The organism is Nonomuraea rubra (assembly GCF_014207985.1).
GTDB lineage: Bacteria > Actinomycetota > Actinomycetes > Streptosporangiales > Streptosporangiaceae > Nonomuraea > Nonomuraea rubra.
On sequence record NZ_JACHMI010000001.1, the window covers coordinates 11,395,928 to 11,412,091 of the forward strand.

Genomic DNA, 16,164 nt, shown 5'->3' on the forward strand with positions numbered 1-16,164 from the left:
TCCCCCGATCACCCCGGGAGACGCTACCCGATCTCGCCCGTACGTCAGAGAACCGCGCCGATCAGGCCCAGCGGCGGCGCGCCCAGGTCGAGCAGCTCCTTGTGGAAGCGCTGGACGGTGAAGCCGGCGCCCCACTCCGCGCGGGCCCGCTCGCGCAGGTCCATGATGAGCAGCTTGCCCCAGGTGTAGCGGCCGTACGTCGGGTCGAACGAGGCCCGCCGGGCCTCCGACAGCGCCGCGGGGCCCGCCAGGTGCGTGTCGGACTCGAACCGCCTGGCGCCCTCCTCGACGGTCATCTGGCCGGTGTGCACGCCGATCGCGCAGGCCAGCCGGGTGACGCGGATCAGCGCCTCCACCCACACGCCGATCTCGAAGCGCGGGTCGCCCTGCTCGAAGCCCTCCTCGACGCACAACTCCTCGGCGTAGTGCGCCCAGCCCTCGATGAACGCCACCGACTGCAGCACCCTGCGCACCTCGGACGGCGCCCGACGCAGCGCCCTGGCGTGCGAGAAGTGCCCCGGCGCGACCTCGTGCACGTTGATCGCGGGCAGCGTCGTGGCGCTGAAGACCTCCAGCCACTCCTCCTGGTCCTGCTCGGGCCAGGAGGTGTCGGGCGGCGTGATGTGGTACCAGGACGGGCCCTCGGGCTCGCCCGGCGAGTTCCACGCCATCATGGCCATCGCCCAGCGGCGCGACTCGGGCGCCAGGCCCACCAGGCACTCGCCGTCGTGGTAGGGCACGAGGTCCTTCTCGCGGGTGAACGCGATGGCCTTCTCGGTGCCGATCCGCGCGGCCTCGATCACGCCTTCCGGGTCGGGGTGGTCCTTGACCAGCTCGCGTACGACGTCGAGCGGCGCCCGGTCCTTCTCCCCCAGCTTGGCGCAGGAGTCGGCGAGCAGCACCATCAGGCGGTCGCGCTCGGCGTCGGCCCGCTCGGCCAGCTTCCCGAGATCGACCGGCAGGCCCTCGGCGGTGCCCATCAGCCTCGCCAGCGCGTCGCCGCCGAGCGAGGCGTCCGGGTCGCCCTCGGCCACGGCCCGCTCCAGGTGGGCCACGAGCCTGGCGTGCGCCTTGAGCGCGGCCTCGTCCGTGATGCCGGCGGCCAGTCCCTGCGCGGCTCCGAGCAGGGACTTGGCGACGGGGGCCGCGACCTGGTCGAGCGCGGCCACGGCCGCGTCCACGGCTTCGGGCCAGAGCGCGAGGTGGGCCGCCTTGGCCGCGGCGCGCTCCTGTTCGGGGCCGTAGTCGCGGTCGTAGCAGGCCAGGTCGAGGTTGGAGAGGTGGAACAGCGGGTTCTTCCTGTGCAGCTCCAGCTCGCCGAGCTGGTTGCGCAGACTGTCCTCGAACACCTGTAGGTGCCTGGCGTCGTGCGCGTCCGCGGGGGCGGGGCCCTGGCCGAGCCGTGCCAGACCGGCCCGTACGCCGTCGGGCGACAGGTCCTGGATCCGGCCGTCGTACTCGTGCCTGCCGCCGCCCTCGCGTGCCTCGGCCACCATCAGGTCCGTGATGGCGCGTAGCCTGGCGTCAAGTTCTGTCATGGGCCGACGCTAGCGCACCCTTCTTGGGATCTTAAGTACCCATAAATGAGGCGCGGGGCGGCCGGGACCGCGGGCAGGATGGTCGGCATGGCCGTCCGCATCACCACGCTCGCCGAGCGCCCCGAGTTCGCCCCGACGCTCTGGGACATGGAGCACACGTGGCACCGGTTCATGCTGGAGGACCCGATCGCGGATCTGTACTACCCGGTGGTCAAGACGGCGTACCCGGACCACGTGCTCGTGGCCGACGACGACGCCGAGCCCGGGCGGCTGGTCGCGCGGGGCTACCTGACCCCGTTCGTGTCGGACGGCGGCGAGCTGCCCGACGACGGCTGGGACGGGGTGATCCGGTCCGGCTGGCTGGCCCGCGAGGGCGGCAGGCCGACCGACGCCGTCTCAGCGCTGGAGATCACCGTCCGCCGCGACCTGCTGGGCAAGGGCCTGTCCTCGGTGATGCTGGCGGCGATGCGCTCCCAGGCCGCCCGGCTCGGCCACCGCGAGCTGGTCGCCCCGGTGCGCCCCAACCTCAAGCACCTCGAACCGCACACCCCCATGGACGAGTACGCGTTCAGGACCCGCGCCGACGGCCTGCCCCACGACGCCTGGCTCAGGGTGCACGTACGGGCGGGCGGCAGGATCGTCAAGGTGGCGCCGCGCTCGATGGTGGTGGCGGGCACGCTGGCGGAGTGGCGCGGCTGGACCGGCCTGCCGTTCGACCGGTCAGGGCCGGTGGAGGTGCCGGGCGCGCTCAGCCCGGTGCACTGCGACGTCACCCACGACCACGCCGTCTACGTGGAGCCGAACGTCTGGGTCAGCCACCCGCTCTGAGCGCCTACTTGAGCCGGGCCCGCCGCATCACCTTCAGCGCCGTCACCAGCACCCCCGCCCACCTCTCGTACGGCACCCCGCCCGGCGGCTCGAACCCCAGCCACCCCGCCTGCGACGCCACCGCCTGGGCCTCGGTGTAGCGCAGCAGCCCCTCGACCCCGTGCCGGCGGCCCAGCCCCGACGCCTTCATGCCGCCCATGGGCACGTCGTAGGACGCGTACGCCGAGGCGTACCCCTCGTTGATGTTGACCGTCCCCGCGCGCACCCTGGCGGCCAGGCGGCGGGCGCGGGGCGGGCTGGAGGTCCAGATGGAGGCGTTGAGGCCGTAGGCGGTGTCGTTGGCCAGCTCGACCGCCTCGTCGTCCGTGGCGAAGGGGTAGAGCGCCACCACGGGCCCGAACGTCTCGTCGCGGCACAGCTCCATGCCCTCCCGGACCCCGGTGAGCACGGTCGGCTCGTAGAACAGCGGGCCGAGGTCGGGCCGGGCCCTGCCACCGGTCAGCAGCGTGGCGCCCTTGGCGACGGCGTCGTCCACGTGCGCGGTGACCGTGTCGAGCTGGCGGCGGGAGGTGAGCGAGCCCATCTGCACCGACCAGTCGTGCCCGGCGCCGAGCGTGAGCCCCTCGGCCGCGCGGGCGAAGCGCTCGGCGAAGGCGTCGAAGACGGACTCGTGCACGTACAGGCGCTCGATCGACAGGCAGAGCTGGCCGGCGTTGGTGAAGCAGGCCCGGACGGCGCCCTGCACGGCCACGTCGAGGTCGGCGTCGTCGAGCACGATCATCGGGTTCTTGCCGCCGAGCTCCAGCGAGCAGCCGATGAGGCGCCTGGCCGCCTCCTCGGCGATCTTCCTGCCGCCGCGGGTGGAGCCGGTGAAGACGACGTAGTCGGCGTGGTCGAGCAGCGCGTCGCCGACATCGGCCGGCTCGCCGAGCACGACCTGCCAGATCTCGCGCGGCATGCCCAGCTCGGCCAGCAGGTCGATGGTCCACAACGTGGACAGTGCGGTCTGGGTGTCGGGCTTGTGCACGATCGCGTTGCCGGCCAGCAGCGCGGGCACCGCGTCGGTGACGCCCAGCGCGAGCGGGTAGTTCCACGGGCTGATCAGCGCGACCACGCCCTTGGGCCGGCGCAGCTCCGTCACGCGGGTGGCGGCGGGGAAGATGCCCTTGCGGGCGCGCGGCGCGAGCAGGCGCGGCGCCCGGCGGGCGTAGTAGAGGCTGCAGCCCGCGACGTCGAGCACCTCCTCGAAGGCGTGCTTGCGGGCCTTGCCCGTCTCGTTCTGGACGAGGTCGAGGATCTCGTCCCTGCGGTCGAGGATGGCGTCGTGCAGGAGAAGGAAGGGTCTGGCCCGTTCCGCGGGAGATCTGCCCGCCCAGTCGGCCTGGGCCGCCCTGGCCTTCGCGTACGCCGCCCGGACGTCATCTACGCCGGAAATGGGCAGCTCAGCAAGGGTTTCTCCGGTGAAGGGAGCAATGACGCACTGGGTCCTACCGCTGGACGTGACCTGCATCTCCGAAGCATATTCCGCGTTGCTACCGGCGGGTAGTTTTTGCGGATGCGCGGCATAGGGCCAGAATCCCCTCATGGCATCCTTCGCTCCGCTCCGACCCGGAGACCCACAGCGGCTGGGGGGCTTCGAGCTCCTCGGCCGGCTAGGCGAGGGCGGTCAAGGCGTCGTTTACCTGGCCAAGGACCACGCGGACCACCACGTGGCCGTCAAGTGGCTGCGGCCCGACCTGTCGGGCGACCAGGTGAGCGTGGAGCGATTCCTGCGCGAGGTCCAGGTGGCCCAGCAGGTCGCGCCCTTCTGCACCGCCGCCGTCCTGGGCACCGGGGTCGAGCAGGACAGGCCGTTCATCGTCAGCGAGTTCATCGAGGGCCCCTCGTTACAGCGGGTCGTGCAGGAGGAGGGGCCGCGCACGGGCTCCGTCCTGCACCGGCTGGCCATCGGCACCGCCACGGCCCTGGCCGCCATCCACCAGGCCGGCATCGTGCACCGCGACTTCAAGCCGGCGAACGTGATCATAGGCGCCGACGGGCCGCGCGTGATCGACTTCGGCATCGCGCGGGCGCTCAACGCCACCTCCACGATCAGCAGCATGGTCGTGGGCACGCCGTCGTACATGCCGCCCGAGCAGATCATGGGTCACACCGTGGGGCCGGCGGCCGACATGTTCTCCTGGGCCAGCGCCATGGTGTTCGCCGCCTCCGGGCGGGCGCCGTTCGGCAGCGACACCATGCCCGCGGTGATCAACCGCGTGCTCAACCAGCAGCCCGACCTGAACGCGCTCGGCGAGGGCCCGCTGCGTGACGTGGTGGTGGCCTGCCTGGCCAAGGACCCGGCGCAGCGGCCCACGGCCGAGCAGGTCATCATGCGGCTGCTGCAGCAGCCGGCGCCGAACCCCGGCATGCTGGCGCAGGGCGCCGCCGAGGCCGCCCCCGCCCAGCCGCCCTACGCTCCTCACGCGGGCCCACCATCCGGCCCCCCATCTGGCCCCCCGTCCGGCCCGCCGTACGGCCCGCCCTCCGGGCCGCCGTACGGGCCTCCCTCGGGCCCTCCGTCCGGCTCACCGTTCGCGTCACCGGCCGGCGCCCCTTCGGGGCCCATGTCCGGGAACGTCCCGTACGCGACCGGCGCCCAGTTCCCCCAGCCCCAACAGCCGCACTGGCAGCAGCAACCCACGGCCCCGCCGCCCTACGGTCAGCAGAGCCTCTACACGCAGGCGCCGCCGCGCAAGAGCGGCAAGGGGCCGCTGATCGCCGGCGTCACGGTGGCGGTCGCGCTGCTCCTGCTCGCTGGCGTCATCGTGATCATCCAGATCGACAAGGCCACGACGACGGTGGCTGTCGGAACCGAGACCCCGACCCCCGGGCGGTCCCGCGCCTCGAAGAGCGCCGAGCCGTCGCCGACGGCACCGGCCGTGCCGGCGACCGGTACCAGGAGGACACTCCCCGGCGGCAAGATCTACCTCTACGAGAACCCGGCCGACGCCATCGTCCTGACCTCCTACGAGGTCTTCGACAAGGAGGACGACGACTGGATCGACTACGCCAGGGGCTCGCTGCGCGGCACGTTCACGAAGTTCCAGGAGAACTGGGAGTCGATGGTCTCCCCCGACGGGAAGCTCCTGGCCACCAGGGGCAGGAGCTACAGCTCCGACGACTTCGACTTCATCGAGATCACCGACCGCGGCTCCGGCGAGCGTACGACGATCAAGACCGTCAAGGATCCGCTGATCAGCAGCATCAGGTCCTGGTCGAGGGACGGCTCCAAGATCCTGCTGAACATCGAGAAGAAGAGCGGCAGCAAGTGGCTCTACCTCGGCTTCGTCGTCGTGGACGTGGCCGCGAAGACCGCCGACGTGGTCAACGTGAGCGACACCTCCATCCGCGACACCGCCTTCGGATTCGACGGCGAGGAGGAGGGCGTGGTCAACGTCTACGGCAGCGAGACCAACCGCAACCTGCGCTTCTTCGACACCGAGGGCAAGGCCACCCGCTCGCTGCCGAGCATCGGCACGCTCTCCGCCGGCACGCAGGACATCTTCTCGCCGTCGGGCGAGACGTTCGTCACCAACTGCCCCAACGGCGGCGACGGCGACCACTGCGTCTGGGACACCTCGACGGGTGAGCGCGTGAAGAAGTTCACCTCCGACTGCGACAAGGTGCTCGGCTTCTACGACGAGAGCCACCTCTACTGCTGGGAACAGAACAACGGCCCCAACGACGAGATCCAGGTGCTCGACTTCAGCGGCAAGCTGCTGCGCAAGATGCTCGAAGTGCCCGACGAGCTCAACTTCAGCCCGGTCTTCACCGCCAACCCGTCCAGAGGCTCCTGAACCATCCCGCTCGCGCAGCCGTGATGAGGGCATGAAGACGTTGATCCGCACGGCCGTGACCGCCGCGGCACTCGCGGCGGTCACGGCCGCCTGCACCTCTTCGACGGGAGGCTCCTCCGCCCCGCCCCCGAAGGCGACGTCACTCGGCGCCGTCCGCCTGGTGGCCTACAACAGCTGCGACGACGCGCTGGCCGGCCTGCGCGAGCAGGCCGCCGCCAACGTCACCGCGTACGGCTTCGGCGGCGTCATGCCGTTCGCGGTCGCGGACGACGCCGCGGCCGAGAGCAAGGCCAGGGTGGCGACGACGCCGGAGCACTCCACCACGAACGTGCACGAGGCCGGCGTGGACGAGCCCGACCTGGTCAAGACCGACGGCAACCGGGTCATCACGGTCGCGGACGGCACCCTGCGGATCATCGACACGGCCACCAGGAAGATCACCGGGTCGGTCAGGCTGACGGAGGGCGAGGGCGGCCCCGGCCTCCCCGCCGACCTGCTGCTCTCGGGTGACCGCGCGCTGGTGCTCATGCGCGGCGGCGACATCATGTACAAGACCCGCTCGATCGGGCCGCCCGCCGACACCCGCTACGTCGTGGTGGACCTGGCGGGCGAGCCCAAGGTGCTGAGCACGATCCGGCCGCAGGGCTCGTACGTGGACGCCAGGATGGTCGGCTCCACGGTCCGGCTGGTCACCCGCAGCCAGCCCGACATCGCCTTCCCCGAGCCGCAGCAGAACGCCACGGAGGCCGACCTGATCAAGGCGAACCAGGACGCCGTCCGGCGCGCGCCGGTGGACGCCTGGCTGCCGAAGATCGAGATCACAGACGCGTCGGGCGCCGTCAGGAAGGACACGGTGAAGTGCGAGCGGGTCAGCCACCCCGCCGGCTACACCGGCACCTCGATGCTGACCCTGCACACCATCGACCTGGCGCAGGGCGTCACGGCGGCGGGCACCGACCCGATCAGCCTGGCCGCCGACGGCGACGTGGTGTACGGCACCGGCCAGAGCCTGTACGTGGCCAGCAACCCGCGCTGGTGGTTCCCGGTGGTGGCCCGCCCGCTCCCCGTCGAGGAGCCCCCGGCCTCCTCCGGCGCGGCCGCCCCCGCGGTGGAGCCCACCCCTGAAGACCCGCCGGTGCGCCCGTCGAGCACCCAGCCGACGCCCACGGTGCCGCCCGAGGAGACGGAGGTGCACCGGTTCGACATCACCAGGCCCGGCGCGCCCGCGTACGTGGCCTCGGGCAAGGTGCCGGGACGGCTGCTGAACCAGTACTCGCTGTCGGAGCACGACGGCCACCTGCGCGTCGCCACCACCGTGAACTCCGGCGACGAGAAGACCAGCTCCAGCACCGTCTACGTGCTCAGGGCCGACACGCTGGCCAAGGTGGGCGAGGTCGGCGGCCTGGGCAAGGGCGAGCGCATCTACTCGGTCAGGTTCATCGGGCCGATCGGCTACTGCGTCACGTTCCGGCAGGTGGACCCGCTCTACACGCTGGACCTGCGCGATCCGGCGGCGCCCAGGGTGACGGGCGAGCTGAAGATCACGGGTTACTCGGCGTACCTGCATCCCGGCAGCGAGGGCCGGCTCATCGGCATCGGCCAGGAGGCCACCGAGGAGGGCAGGACGCGGGGCACGCAGGTCTCGCTGTTCGACGTCAGCGACCCGGCCGCGCCGCGCCGGCTGTCGCGGCTCTTCCAGAAGGACTCGGGCTCGGGGGCCGAGTGGGACCCGCACGCGTTCCTGTACTGGCCGAAGACCGGCCTGTCGGTGATCCCGCTGAACAAGGCGTACGAGTCGGGCGCGCTGGTGCTCCAGATCGGCGACGCGGAGGTCAAGGAGCTGGGGATGATCAAGCATCCGACGCAGCGCCAGGAGGGCGGCTACAGCTACGAGCCGGGCATCCAGCGCTCGATGGTCATCGGCGACTCGTTGTGGACGGTCTCGTACGAGGGGGTCCAGGTCAACGACCTCGCCACGCTGTCCTCACAAGCGTGGATCCCACTCCGTTAAGCAACCAAAGAGTGCCGGTTCGTAGCGAACCGGCACTCTTTTTGTGGACTTATCCCGACAAATGATGAAAACTTTGCTTACACCCTAGTGTCGGACCGGTTGGTTCGTGTCATACCGGGCGGGCCGGTCCATGATCCAGAAAGGGCCCACGCTGCCATGCGACCACGCACCCCCCTGCTCGCATTGCTCGTCAGCGCACTGGCGTTACTCGCCGCGCCCCTGCCCGTCTCAGCAGCGACCGCCGCCCCGGACGGCACGTACATCGTCCAGCTCAACCCCGCCATGCGCGCGCCCCGCGGCGCCGCCCAGGACCAGGTGGCCGACCTCGGCGGCCAGCTCGTCGGCGTGTACGAGCACGCGTTCAAGGGCTACACCGCCCGCCTGAGCGCGACCGCCGCCGAGCAGCTCAAGCGCAACCCGAACGTCATCAGCGTGGAGCCCGACGCCGAAGTGCACGCCTTCGTCCAGACCGTGCCCACGGGCGTCAGGCGCATCTTCGGCCCGAGCAACCCGAACCTGGACATCGACGGCACCGACGACGTCCGCATCGACGCCGACGTCGCCGTGGTCGACAGCGGCGTGGACAACACCCACCCCGACCTGAACGTCGTCGCCCGCGCCAACTGCCTGACCGGCGTCTGCGTCAACAACTCCGGCACCGACGACAACGGCCACGGCTCGCACGTCGCGGGCACCGTCGGCGCCCTCGACAACACCATCGGCCCGGTGGGCGTCGCGCCCGGCGCCCGCATCCACGGCGTGAAGGTGCTCAACGCGGCCGGCTCCGGCACCCTGTCCGGCATCGCCGCCGGCATCAACTGGGTGGTGGCGCGCGCCTCCACCATCGAGGTCATCAACCTCAGCCTCGGCTGCAACGGCTGCACCAGCAGCGCGATCAGCACGGCGATCACGAACGCGGTCAACGCCGGCATCGTGGTCGTGGTGGCCGCGGGCAACAGCCACACGAACACCTCCTCGTTCTTCCCGGCCAACCACCCCGACGTGGTCACCGTCTCCGCGCTGACCGACAACGACGGTTTGCCCGGCGGTTCAGGGGGCAGCACGCTCTCGTGCCGCAGCGAGACCGACCAGGACGACACCTCGGCGTTCTACTCCAACTACGGCGCCACGGTGGAGATCACGGCGCCGGGCACGTGCATCTACTCGACCTACCGCGCCGGCGGCTACGCCACGATCAGCGGCACCTCGATGGCCAGCCCGCACGTGGCGGGCGCGGCCGCGCTGCTCACCTCGGGCACCCACAAGCCGACGACCAGGGCGGGCTCCCTGGCCGTGCGCAGCACGCTGATCTCGACCGGCAACAGCAACTGGACCGACGACTCGGGCGACGGCGTCAAGGAGCCGCTGCTCGACATCCACGACGCCACGCGGTACCCGCCCGCGTGAGCTGATACCACCCTGGAACGGGCGGTCCGCGGACCCCGCAGCGCCGCGGGCCGCCCCTCCTAACCGGCCGGCTCGCTCACGGCGAGTGCTCGGGGACGACCACGGGGACGATCTCCGGCGCGCCGAGCCTGATCGCGTCGGCCTCGTGATCGGAGTCCTGCTCCTGCGAGCGCCGCTCGGCCTCCACCCGCTTCGTGTAGTACTCGACCTCCCGCTTGACCTGCTCGCCGTCCCAGTCGAGCGGCTCGGCCAGCAGCTCGGCGGCCTCCTGCGCCACGGCCACCCCGCGGTGGAAGGTCTCGATGGAGATGCGCGTACGCCGGGTCAGCACGTCGTTCAGGTGCCTGGCGCCCTCGTGGGTGGCGGCGTAGACGATCTCGGCGCGCAGGTAGTCGTCGGCCCCCGACAGCGGCCGGGCCAGCGACGGATCCCGCTCGATCAGCTCCAGCACCTCGTCGATCAGCGCGCCGTAGCGCTGCAGCAGGTGCTCGATCCTGGCCACGTGCAGCCCGGACTCCTGGGCGAGGCGGTGCCGGGAGTTCCACAGCGCCTGGTAGCCCTCCGCGCCCACGAGCGGGATGCGGTCGGTGCACGAGCGCGGCACCCGCTGGTCCAGGCCGTGCGCCACGGCGTCCACCGCGTCCTTCGCCATGACCCGGTACGTCGTGTACTTCCCGCCGGCGATCATCACCAGCCCCGGCACGGGGTGCGCGACCACGTGCTCCCTGGACAGCTTGGACGTCTCGTCGGACTCGCCCGACAGCAGCGGCCGCAGCCCCGCGTACACGCCCTCGACGTCGTCGCGGGTCAGCGGCACCGACAGCACCGCGTTGACGTGGTCGAGCAGGTAGTCGATGTCGGTGCGGGAGGCGGCGGGGTGGCTCTTGTCGAGCGTCCACTCCGTGTCGGTGGTGCCGATGATCCAGTGGCGGCCCCAGGGGATCACGAACAGCACCGACTTCTCCGTACGCAGGATGATGCCGGTCACCGAGTGGATGCGGTCGCGCGGGACGACGAGGTGGATGCCCTTGGAGGCGCGTACGTGGATCTGGCCGCGCCCGCCCACCAGCTCCTGGATGTCGTCGGTCCAGACGCCGGTGGCGTTGACCACCTGCCGGGCGCGGATCTCGAAGTCCTCGCCGCACTCCAGGTCTCGCACCCGCACGCCGGTGACCCGCTCGCCCTCCCGCAGGAACCCCACCACCTGCGCCCTGGGCGCGACGTGCGCGCCGTACGTGGCGGCGGTGCGCAGCATGGTCATCACGTAGCGGGCGTCGTCGACCTGGGCGTCCCAGTACTGGACGGCGCCGGTGAAGGCGGTCTTCTTCAGCGCGGGCGCCAGCCGCAGCGCCCGTGACCTGGACAGGTGCCGGTGCCCGGGCACGCCGCGGGTCAGCCCGGTGGCGAAGCCCAGCGTGTCGTAGAGCGCCACGCCCGCGCCCACGTACGGGCGCTCCCACCCGTAGTGGGTCATCGGGAACAGGAACGGCACCGGCCGCACCAGGTGCGGCGCGATGCGCTGCAGCAGCAGCGCCCGCTCCTGCAGCGCCTCGCGCACCAGCTCGAAGTTGAGCTGCTCCAGGTAGCGCAGGCCGCCGTGGATCAGCTTGGACGAGCGCGAGGACGTGCCCGAGGCGAAGTCGCGCGCCTCCACGAGGCCCACGTCGAGCCCGCGGGTCACCGCGTCCAGCGCGATGCCGGCCCCGACGACGCCGCCGCCGACCACGACCACGTCGAGCTCCTGGGACGCCATGCGCTCCAGCGCCTCTGCCCGCTCCGCGGGCCCGAGCCGGGCCGCGTTCCTTCCCGACGTCATAACTCCCCCTGGAACGCCTGTGGTCTGCGTTCCATACCTACCCTCGGACGTATCGCCCTGTAACGCCCTCAGGCACGTACGACCTTCACGCCCGCGTCCGTGAGCTGTCCCGCCAGCCGGTCGGGGAGCTGGGCGTCGGTGACCAGCGTGTCGATCTGGCCGATGGGGCAGATCCTGGAGAACGCCCGCTTGCCGATCTTGGAGGAGTCGGCCACCACCACGACCTGCGCCGCCCTGCTGATCAGCAGGTGGTTCACGCTGGCCTCGCCCTCGTGGTGGGCCGAGGCCCCCAGCTCGACCTCCAGCCCATCGACGCCCAGGAACGCCACGTCCAGGGTCACCTGCTCCAGCACGCCGCCGGCCAGCGGCCCGATCAGCTCGTACGACTGCTGCCTGGCCACCCCGCCCGTGACCACGATCTTGACGTGCTGCCGGACGGTCAGCTCGGCCGCGATGTTCAGCGCGTTGGTGACGATCGTGAACCCGGCCTCCAGCGCCGGCACCGTCGCGAGCGTGCGGGCCAGCTCGGACGTCGTGGTCCCGCCGTTGAGCCCGATCACGGCGCCGGGTGTCACCAGCTCGGCCGCCGCCAGGGCGATGCGGTGCTTCTCGTCGGCGTGCCTGGCCGTCTTGTACCGCAGCGGCAGGTCGTAGCTGACGCTCTGCGCCACCGCCCCGCCCCGCGTCCGCATGAGCATCTGCTGCTGGGCGAGCTGGTCGAAGTCCCGCCTGATCGTCGCCGTGGAGACGTCGAGCGCCTGGGCCGCCTCCTCCACCGACAGCCTGCCCTCCTGCGCCAGCAGCTCGAGGATGGCGTTCCAGCGGTCATAGCGGGACACGGAGGCCTCCTGGGGCATGGGGAACAGGAGCAAGGGTGGCACAACCTGGAACGCCAGAGCTACCGGTGTTCATTTCTGCTCTGTGCTGATATAAAAAGCGCAGAAACAATCAACCATGGGGAGGCAAGTGGTGACCACCCACACCGAGGCCGAGATCGCGTCCCAGCCGTCCTGCTGGCGCCGCGCCGTCGCGAACATCCCCGCCGACGCGCTGCCGCGCCGGGGCGAGCGGGTCGCCGTCGTCGGCTGCGGTACGTCGTGGTTCATCGCGATGGCGTACGCAGTGCTGCGCGAGCGGGCCGGGCACGGCGAGACCGACGCGTTCGCCGCCTCCGAGTTCCCGCAGGGCCGCCGCTACGACCGCGTCCTGGCGCTGTCGCGCTCGGGCACCACGACCGAGGTCCTCGACCTGCTGGCCAGGACGAGCGACAGGAGCGTCGCCATCACCGCCGACCCGGACACGCCGATCATGACGGCCGCGGACGACGTCGTCGTGCTCGACTACGCCGACGAGAAGTCGGTCGTGCAGACCAGGTTCGCCACGACGCAGCTCGCCATGCTCCGCGCCTCCCTGGGCGAGGACCTCACCCAGGCGATCGCCGACGCCGAGGAGGCCGTGGCCGCGCCGCTGCCCGACGCGCTGGTGCGGGCCGAGCAGTTCAGCTTCCTGGGCACCGGCTGGTCGGTCGGCCTGGCGCAGGAGGCGGCGCTGAAGATGCGCGAGGCGTCCCGCTCCTGGACGGAGGCCTACCCGGCGATGGAGTACCGGCACGGCCCGATCAGCATCGCCGCCCCCGGCCGGGTGACCTGGATGCTCGGCACCGCCCCGGAAGGGCTGCGCGCCCAGGTCGAGGAGACCGGCGGCACGTTCTTCGAGACCTCGCTCGACCCCATGGCCGAGCTGATCCGGGCCCAGCGGGTCGCCGTGGCACGGGCCTTCGCCCAGGGGCTGAGCCCCGACGAGCCCATGCACCTCACGCGATCTGTGATCCTTTCTTCATGAGCCTTACTCTTGCCGACGCCAGGATCGTGACGCCCGAGGGCGTGCACGAGGGGTGGCTGACCATCGAAGACGGCCGCATCACGCACGTCGGCCACGGATCCGCCCCGGGTCCCGGCCTCAGCGTGGGCGGCCGGCACGTCGTGCCGGGGTTCGTGGACGTGCACAACCACGGCGGCGCCGGCGGCTCCTTCCCCACCGGCGACCTGGAGCAGGCGCGCGAGGCCGTGGCGCTGCACCGCCGCCACGGCACCACCACCACGATGGCCAGCCTGGTCACCGACACGATCGAGGGCCTGACCAGGGCGGCGGCGGCACTGGCCGAGCTGTGCGACGAGGGGCTGGTGGCGGGCATCCACTTCGAGGGCCCGTACATCGCCAGGTCCCGCTGCGGCGCGCACGACCCGACGCGGCTGCGCGAGCCCTCGCCGCAGGAGTTCGCGGGGCTGGTGAAGGCGGGGCGCGGGCACGTACGCATGCTGACCATCGCGCCCGAGCTCCCGGGCGCGCTCGACACGATCAGGATGGCCGTCGCGGAAGGCGTGCTCGCCGCCATCGGCCACAGCGAGGCCGGCTACGAGCAGACCATCGAGGGCATCGAGGCGGGCGCCACCGTGGCGACCCACCTCTACAACGCGATGCCGCCGCTCGGCCACCGCGCGCCGGGGCCCGTGGCGGCGCTGCTCGACGACGAGCGGGTGACGGTCGAGCTGGTCAACGACGGGGTGCACGTGCACCCGGCCATGCTGCGCCTGGCGTACGAGGTGGCGGGGCCCGGCAGGACGGCGCTGATCACCGACGCGATGTCGGCCACCGGCCTGGGCGACGGCGACTACGTGCTCGGCTCCATGGCGGTGCGCGTGGACGACGGCGTGGCCCGGCTGGTCGAGGGCGGCTCGATCGCGGGCTCCACGCTGACGATGGACGTGGCGTTCCGGCGCGCCGTCCAGGAGCTGGGCATGTCGCTGCCCGACGCCGTCCAGGTGGCCTCGCTGACGCCCGCGCGACTGCTCGGCCTGGCCGGCAGGATCGGCTCGATCGCCGTGGGCAAGGCGGCCGACCTGCTGGTGCTCTCCGATTCCCTGGACGTGGACGGCGTGCTGAAGGACGGCGTCTGGATCACGGAGCCTTAATTGATCATCACGGTGACGCTCAACCTCGCCCTCGACGTGACGTACCAGGTGCCCGGCGTCGACTGGGACGGGGTCAACCGGGTCAGCGCGGTGCACAGGCGCGCCGGCGGCAAGGGCGTCAACGTGGCCAGGGTGCTGGCCGCGCTCGGCCGGGACGTGCTGGTCACGGGCCTGGCCGGCGGGCCGACCGGCCGCGCGGTCGAGGCCGACCTGCACGCGGCGGGGCTGCCCGCCGCCCTGTACGGCATCGCCGGCGACTCCCGCGCCACCCTCGCCGTCACCGACCCCGACCACACCGCCCTGTTCAACGAGCCGGGCCCCGAGGTCACGGCCGGCGAGCTGGCCGGTTTCGTCCGGCACTACGAGACCCTCCTGGCCGGAGCCGACGCGGTGGTGCTGTCCGGGAGCCTGCCGCGCGGCCTGCCCGCCGACACCTACGCCACCCTGGCGGCCATCGCGGCCGACCGGGGCGTGCCGTCCATCGTGGACGCCGACGGCGACCCCCTGCGCCACGCGCCCAAGGGCCGCCCCTCGATCCTCAAGCCCAACGCGGACGAGCTGGCCAGGGCCGTGCCCGGCGGCACCCCGGCCGAGGGCGCGCGGGCGCTGCTCGGCCAGGGCGCCGGGGCCGTGGTGGTGTCCATGGGCGCCGACGGGCTGATGGCCGTCACCGGGGAGGGCACGTTCGCGGCGCGGATGCCGTACACCGTGCGGGGCAACCCGACCGGCGCCGGCGACTCGCTGGTCGCGGGGCTGGCGCTGGGCCTGGTCGAGCCGGATCCGTGGCCCGACAGGCTCAGGCGCGCGGCCGCGCTCGGCGCGGCGGCGGTGGCCAGGCCCGTGGCAGGCGAGTTCGACCCCGACGTGTACGCCGACATCCACCCCCAGATCATCATCACGTAAGGAGCCCCGCCATGCCCCTCGCCTCCATCGGCGACCTCGTCAGCCAGTCGCCCGCCGGGGTGGGCGCGTTCAACGTGATCCAGCTGGAGCACGCCACCGCCATCGTGGCCGGCGCCGAGGCCCTGAGCCTGCCGGTCGTGCTGCAGATCAGCGAGAACTGCGTGCGCTACCACGGCGCGCTGGAGCCGATCGCGCTGGCCTCGCTCGCGGTCGCCAGGAAGGCGGAGGTGCCGGTCGCGGTCCACCTCGACCACGCCACCGACAGGGCGCTGGTCGAGGAGGCGGTGACGCTGGGCCTCGGCTCGGTGATGTACGACGCCTCGGCCCTGCCCGACGAGGAGAACGTCGCCGCCACGGCCGAGGTGGCCGCCTGGTGCCACGAGCGCGGCGTGTGGGTGGAGGCCGAGCTGGGCGAGGTCGGGGGCAAGGACGGCGTGCACGCGCCCGGCGCCCGCACCAAGCCGCACGAGGCGGTCGACTACGTGGCCAGGACCGGCGTGGACGCGCTGGCCGTGGCCGTGGGCACCTCGCACGCCATGACGACCAAGGACGCCGTGCTGGACCTGGAGCTGATCGCCGAGCTGCGCGCGGCCGTGCCGGTGCCGCTGGTGCTGCACGGCTCCTCCGGGGTGCCCGACGAGGTGCTGCGCGAGGCCGTACGGCAGGGCATGAAGAAGATCAACATCGCGACCCACCTGAACAAGGCGTTCACCGGCGCCGTGCGCGACTACCTGGCCCACGACGAGCGGGTGGTGGACTCGCGCAAGTACCTCAAGGCCGGCCGCGACGCGGTGGCCCGCGAGGTCAGCCACCTCCTGGGCGTACTCGCGGGCTGAGCTGTCGGCGCATC

The 16,164-nt window shown here is 72.0% G+C and carries 12 protein-coding genes; 8 read left to right on the plus strand and 4 right to left on the minus strand.

Annotated elements, in window-relative coordinates:
* Positions 1-44 precede the first annotated feature (44 nt).
* A complete protein-coding gene (locus tag HD593_RS51925) occupies positions 45-1,538 on the minus strand; it encodes a DUF885 family protein (protein WP_185110251.1) in 1,494 nt (497 codons plus the stop codon).
* Positions 1,539-1,625: 87 nt separating this feature from the next.
* Between HD593_RS51925 and HD593_RS51930 the strand changes: the two genes are divergently transcribed.
* Positions 1,626-2,366 (plus strand): N-acetyltransferase, encoded by a 741-nt coding sequence (locus HD593_RS51930; RefSeq protein ID WP_185112650.1) that lies wholly within the window; start codon positions 1,626-1,628, stop codon positions 2,364-2,366.
* Between the two features lie 4 nt (positions 2,367-2,370).
* On the opposite strand, the gene HD593_RS51935 is transcribed toward HD593_RS51930, so the two are convergent.
* Positions 2,371-3,876 (minus strand): succinic semialdehyde dehydrogenase, encoded by a 1,506-nt coding sequence (locus HD593_RS51935; RefSeq protein WP_185110252.1) that lies wholly within the window; start codon positions 3,874-3,876, stop codon positions 2,371-2,373.
* Between the two features lie 73 nt (positions 3,877-3,949).
* On the opposite strand from HD593_RS51935, the gene HD593_RS51940 reads away from it, so the two are divergent.
* From HD593_RS51940 to HD593_RS51950, 3 genes are all read left to right on the plus strand, one after another.
* A complete protein-coding gene (locus tag HD593_RS51940) occupies positions 3,950-6,205 on the plus strand; it encodes a WD40 repeat domain-containing serine/threonine protein kinase (protein WP_185110253.1) in 2,256 nt (751 codons plus the stop codon).
* 31 nt (positions 6,206-6,236) lie between these two features.
* A complete protein-coding gene (locus HD593_RS51945) occupies positions 6,237-8,216 on the plus strand; it encodes a beta-propeller domain-containing protein (protein ID WP_185110254.1) in 1,980 nt (659 codons plus the stop codon).
* Positions 8,217-8,372: 156 nt separating this feature from the next.
* Positions 8,373-9,623: a S8 family peptidase gene (locus HD593_RS51950; RefSeq protein ID WP_185110255.1), complete on the plus strand. Its 1,251-nt coding sequence runs from the start codon at positions 8,373-8,375 to the stop codon at positions 9,621-9,623.
* Between the two features lie 76 nt (positions 9,624-9,699).
* On the opposite strand, the gene HD593_RS51955 is transcribed toward HD593_RS51950, so the two are convergent.
* Together HD593_RS51955 and HD593_RS51960 are read right to left on the minus strand one after the other, a co-directional pair.
* On the minus strand, positions 9,700-11,439 hold the full coding sequence (locus HD593_RS51955) for a glycerol-3-phosphate dehydrogenase/oxidase (RefSeq protein WP_185110256.1): 1,740 nt from the start codon (positions 11,437-11,439) through the stop codon (positions 9,700-9,702).
* A 68-nt stretch (positions 11,440-11,507) separates the two neighbouring features.
* Positions 11,508-12,278, minus strand: a complete 771-nt coding sequence (locus tag HD593_RS51960; RefSeq protein WP_185110257.1) for a DeoR/GlpR family DNA-binding transcription regulator — start codon at positions 12,276-12,278, stop codon at positions 11,508-11,510.
* A 130-nt stretch (positions 12,279-12,408) separates the two neighbouring features.
* Between HD593_RS51960 and HD593_RS51965 the strand changes: the two genes are divergently transcribed.
* From HD593_RS51965 to HD593_RS51980, 4 genes are read left to right on the plus strand one after another with little or no spacing between them, the layout of a single operon-like run.
* Positions 12,409-13,281 (plus strand): SIS domain-containing protein, encoded by an 873-nt coding sequence (locus HD593_RS51965; RefSeq protein WP_312904354.1) that lies wholly within the window; start codon positions 12,409-12,411, stop codon positions 13,279-13,281.
* The gene (gene nagA / locus HD593_RS51970) at positions 13,278-14,411 is read left to right on the plus strand and encodes an N-acetylglucosamine-6-phosphate deacetylase (RefSeq protein WP_185110259.1); all 1,134 of its coding nucleotides are present in this window, start codon (positions 13,278-13,280) and stop codon (positions 14,409-14,411) included. Before HD593_RS51965 ends, nagA begins: the two co-directional genes overlap by 4 nt.
* Positions 14,412-15,314 (plus strand): 1-phosphofructokinase family hexose kinase, encoded by a 903-nt coding sequence (locus HD593_RS51975; protein ID WP_185110260.1) that lies wholly within the window; start codon positions 14,412-14,414, stop codon positions 15,312-15,314.
* Positions 15,315-15,325: 11 nt separating this feature from the next.
* Positions 15,326-16,150 carry a class II fructose-bisphosphate aldolase gene (locus tag HD593_RS51980; RefSeq protein ID WP_185110261.1) on the plus strand — a complete coding sequence of 275 codons (825 nt, stop codon included), beginning with the start codon at positions 15,326-15,328 and terminating at the stop codon, positions 16,148-16,150.
* Positions 16,151-16,164: the final 14 nt, after the last annotated feature.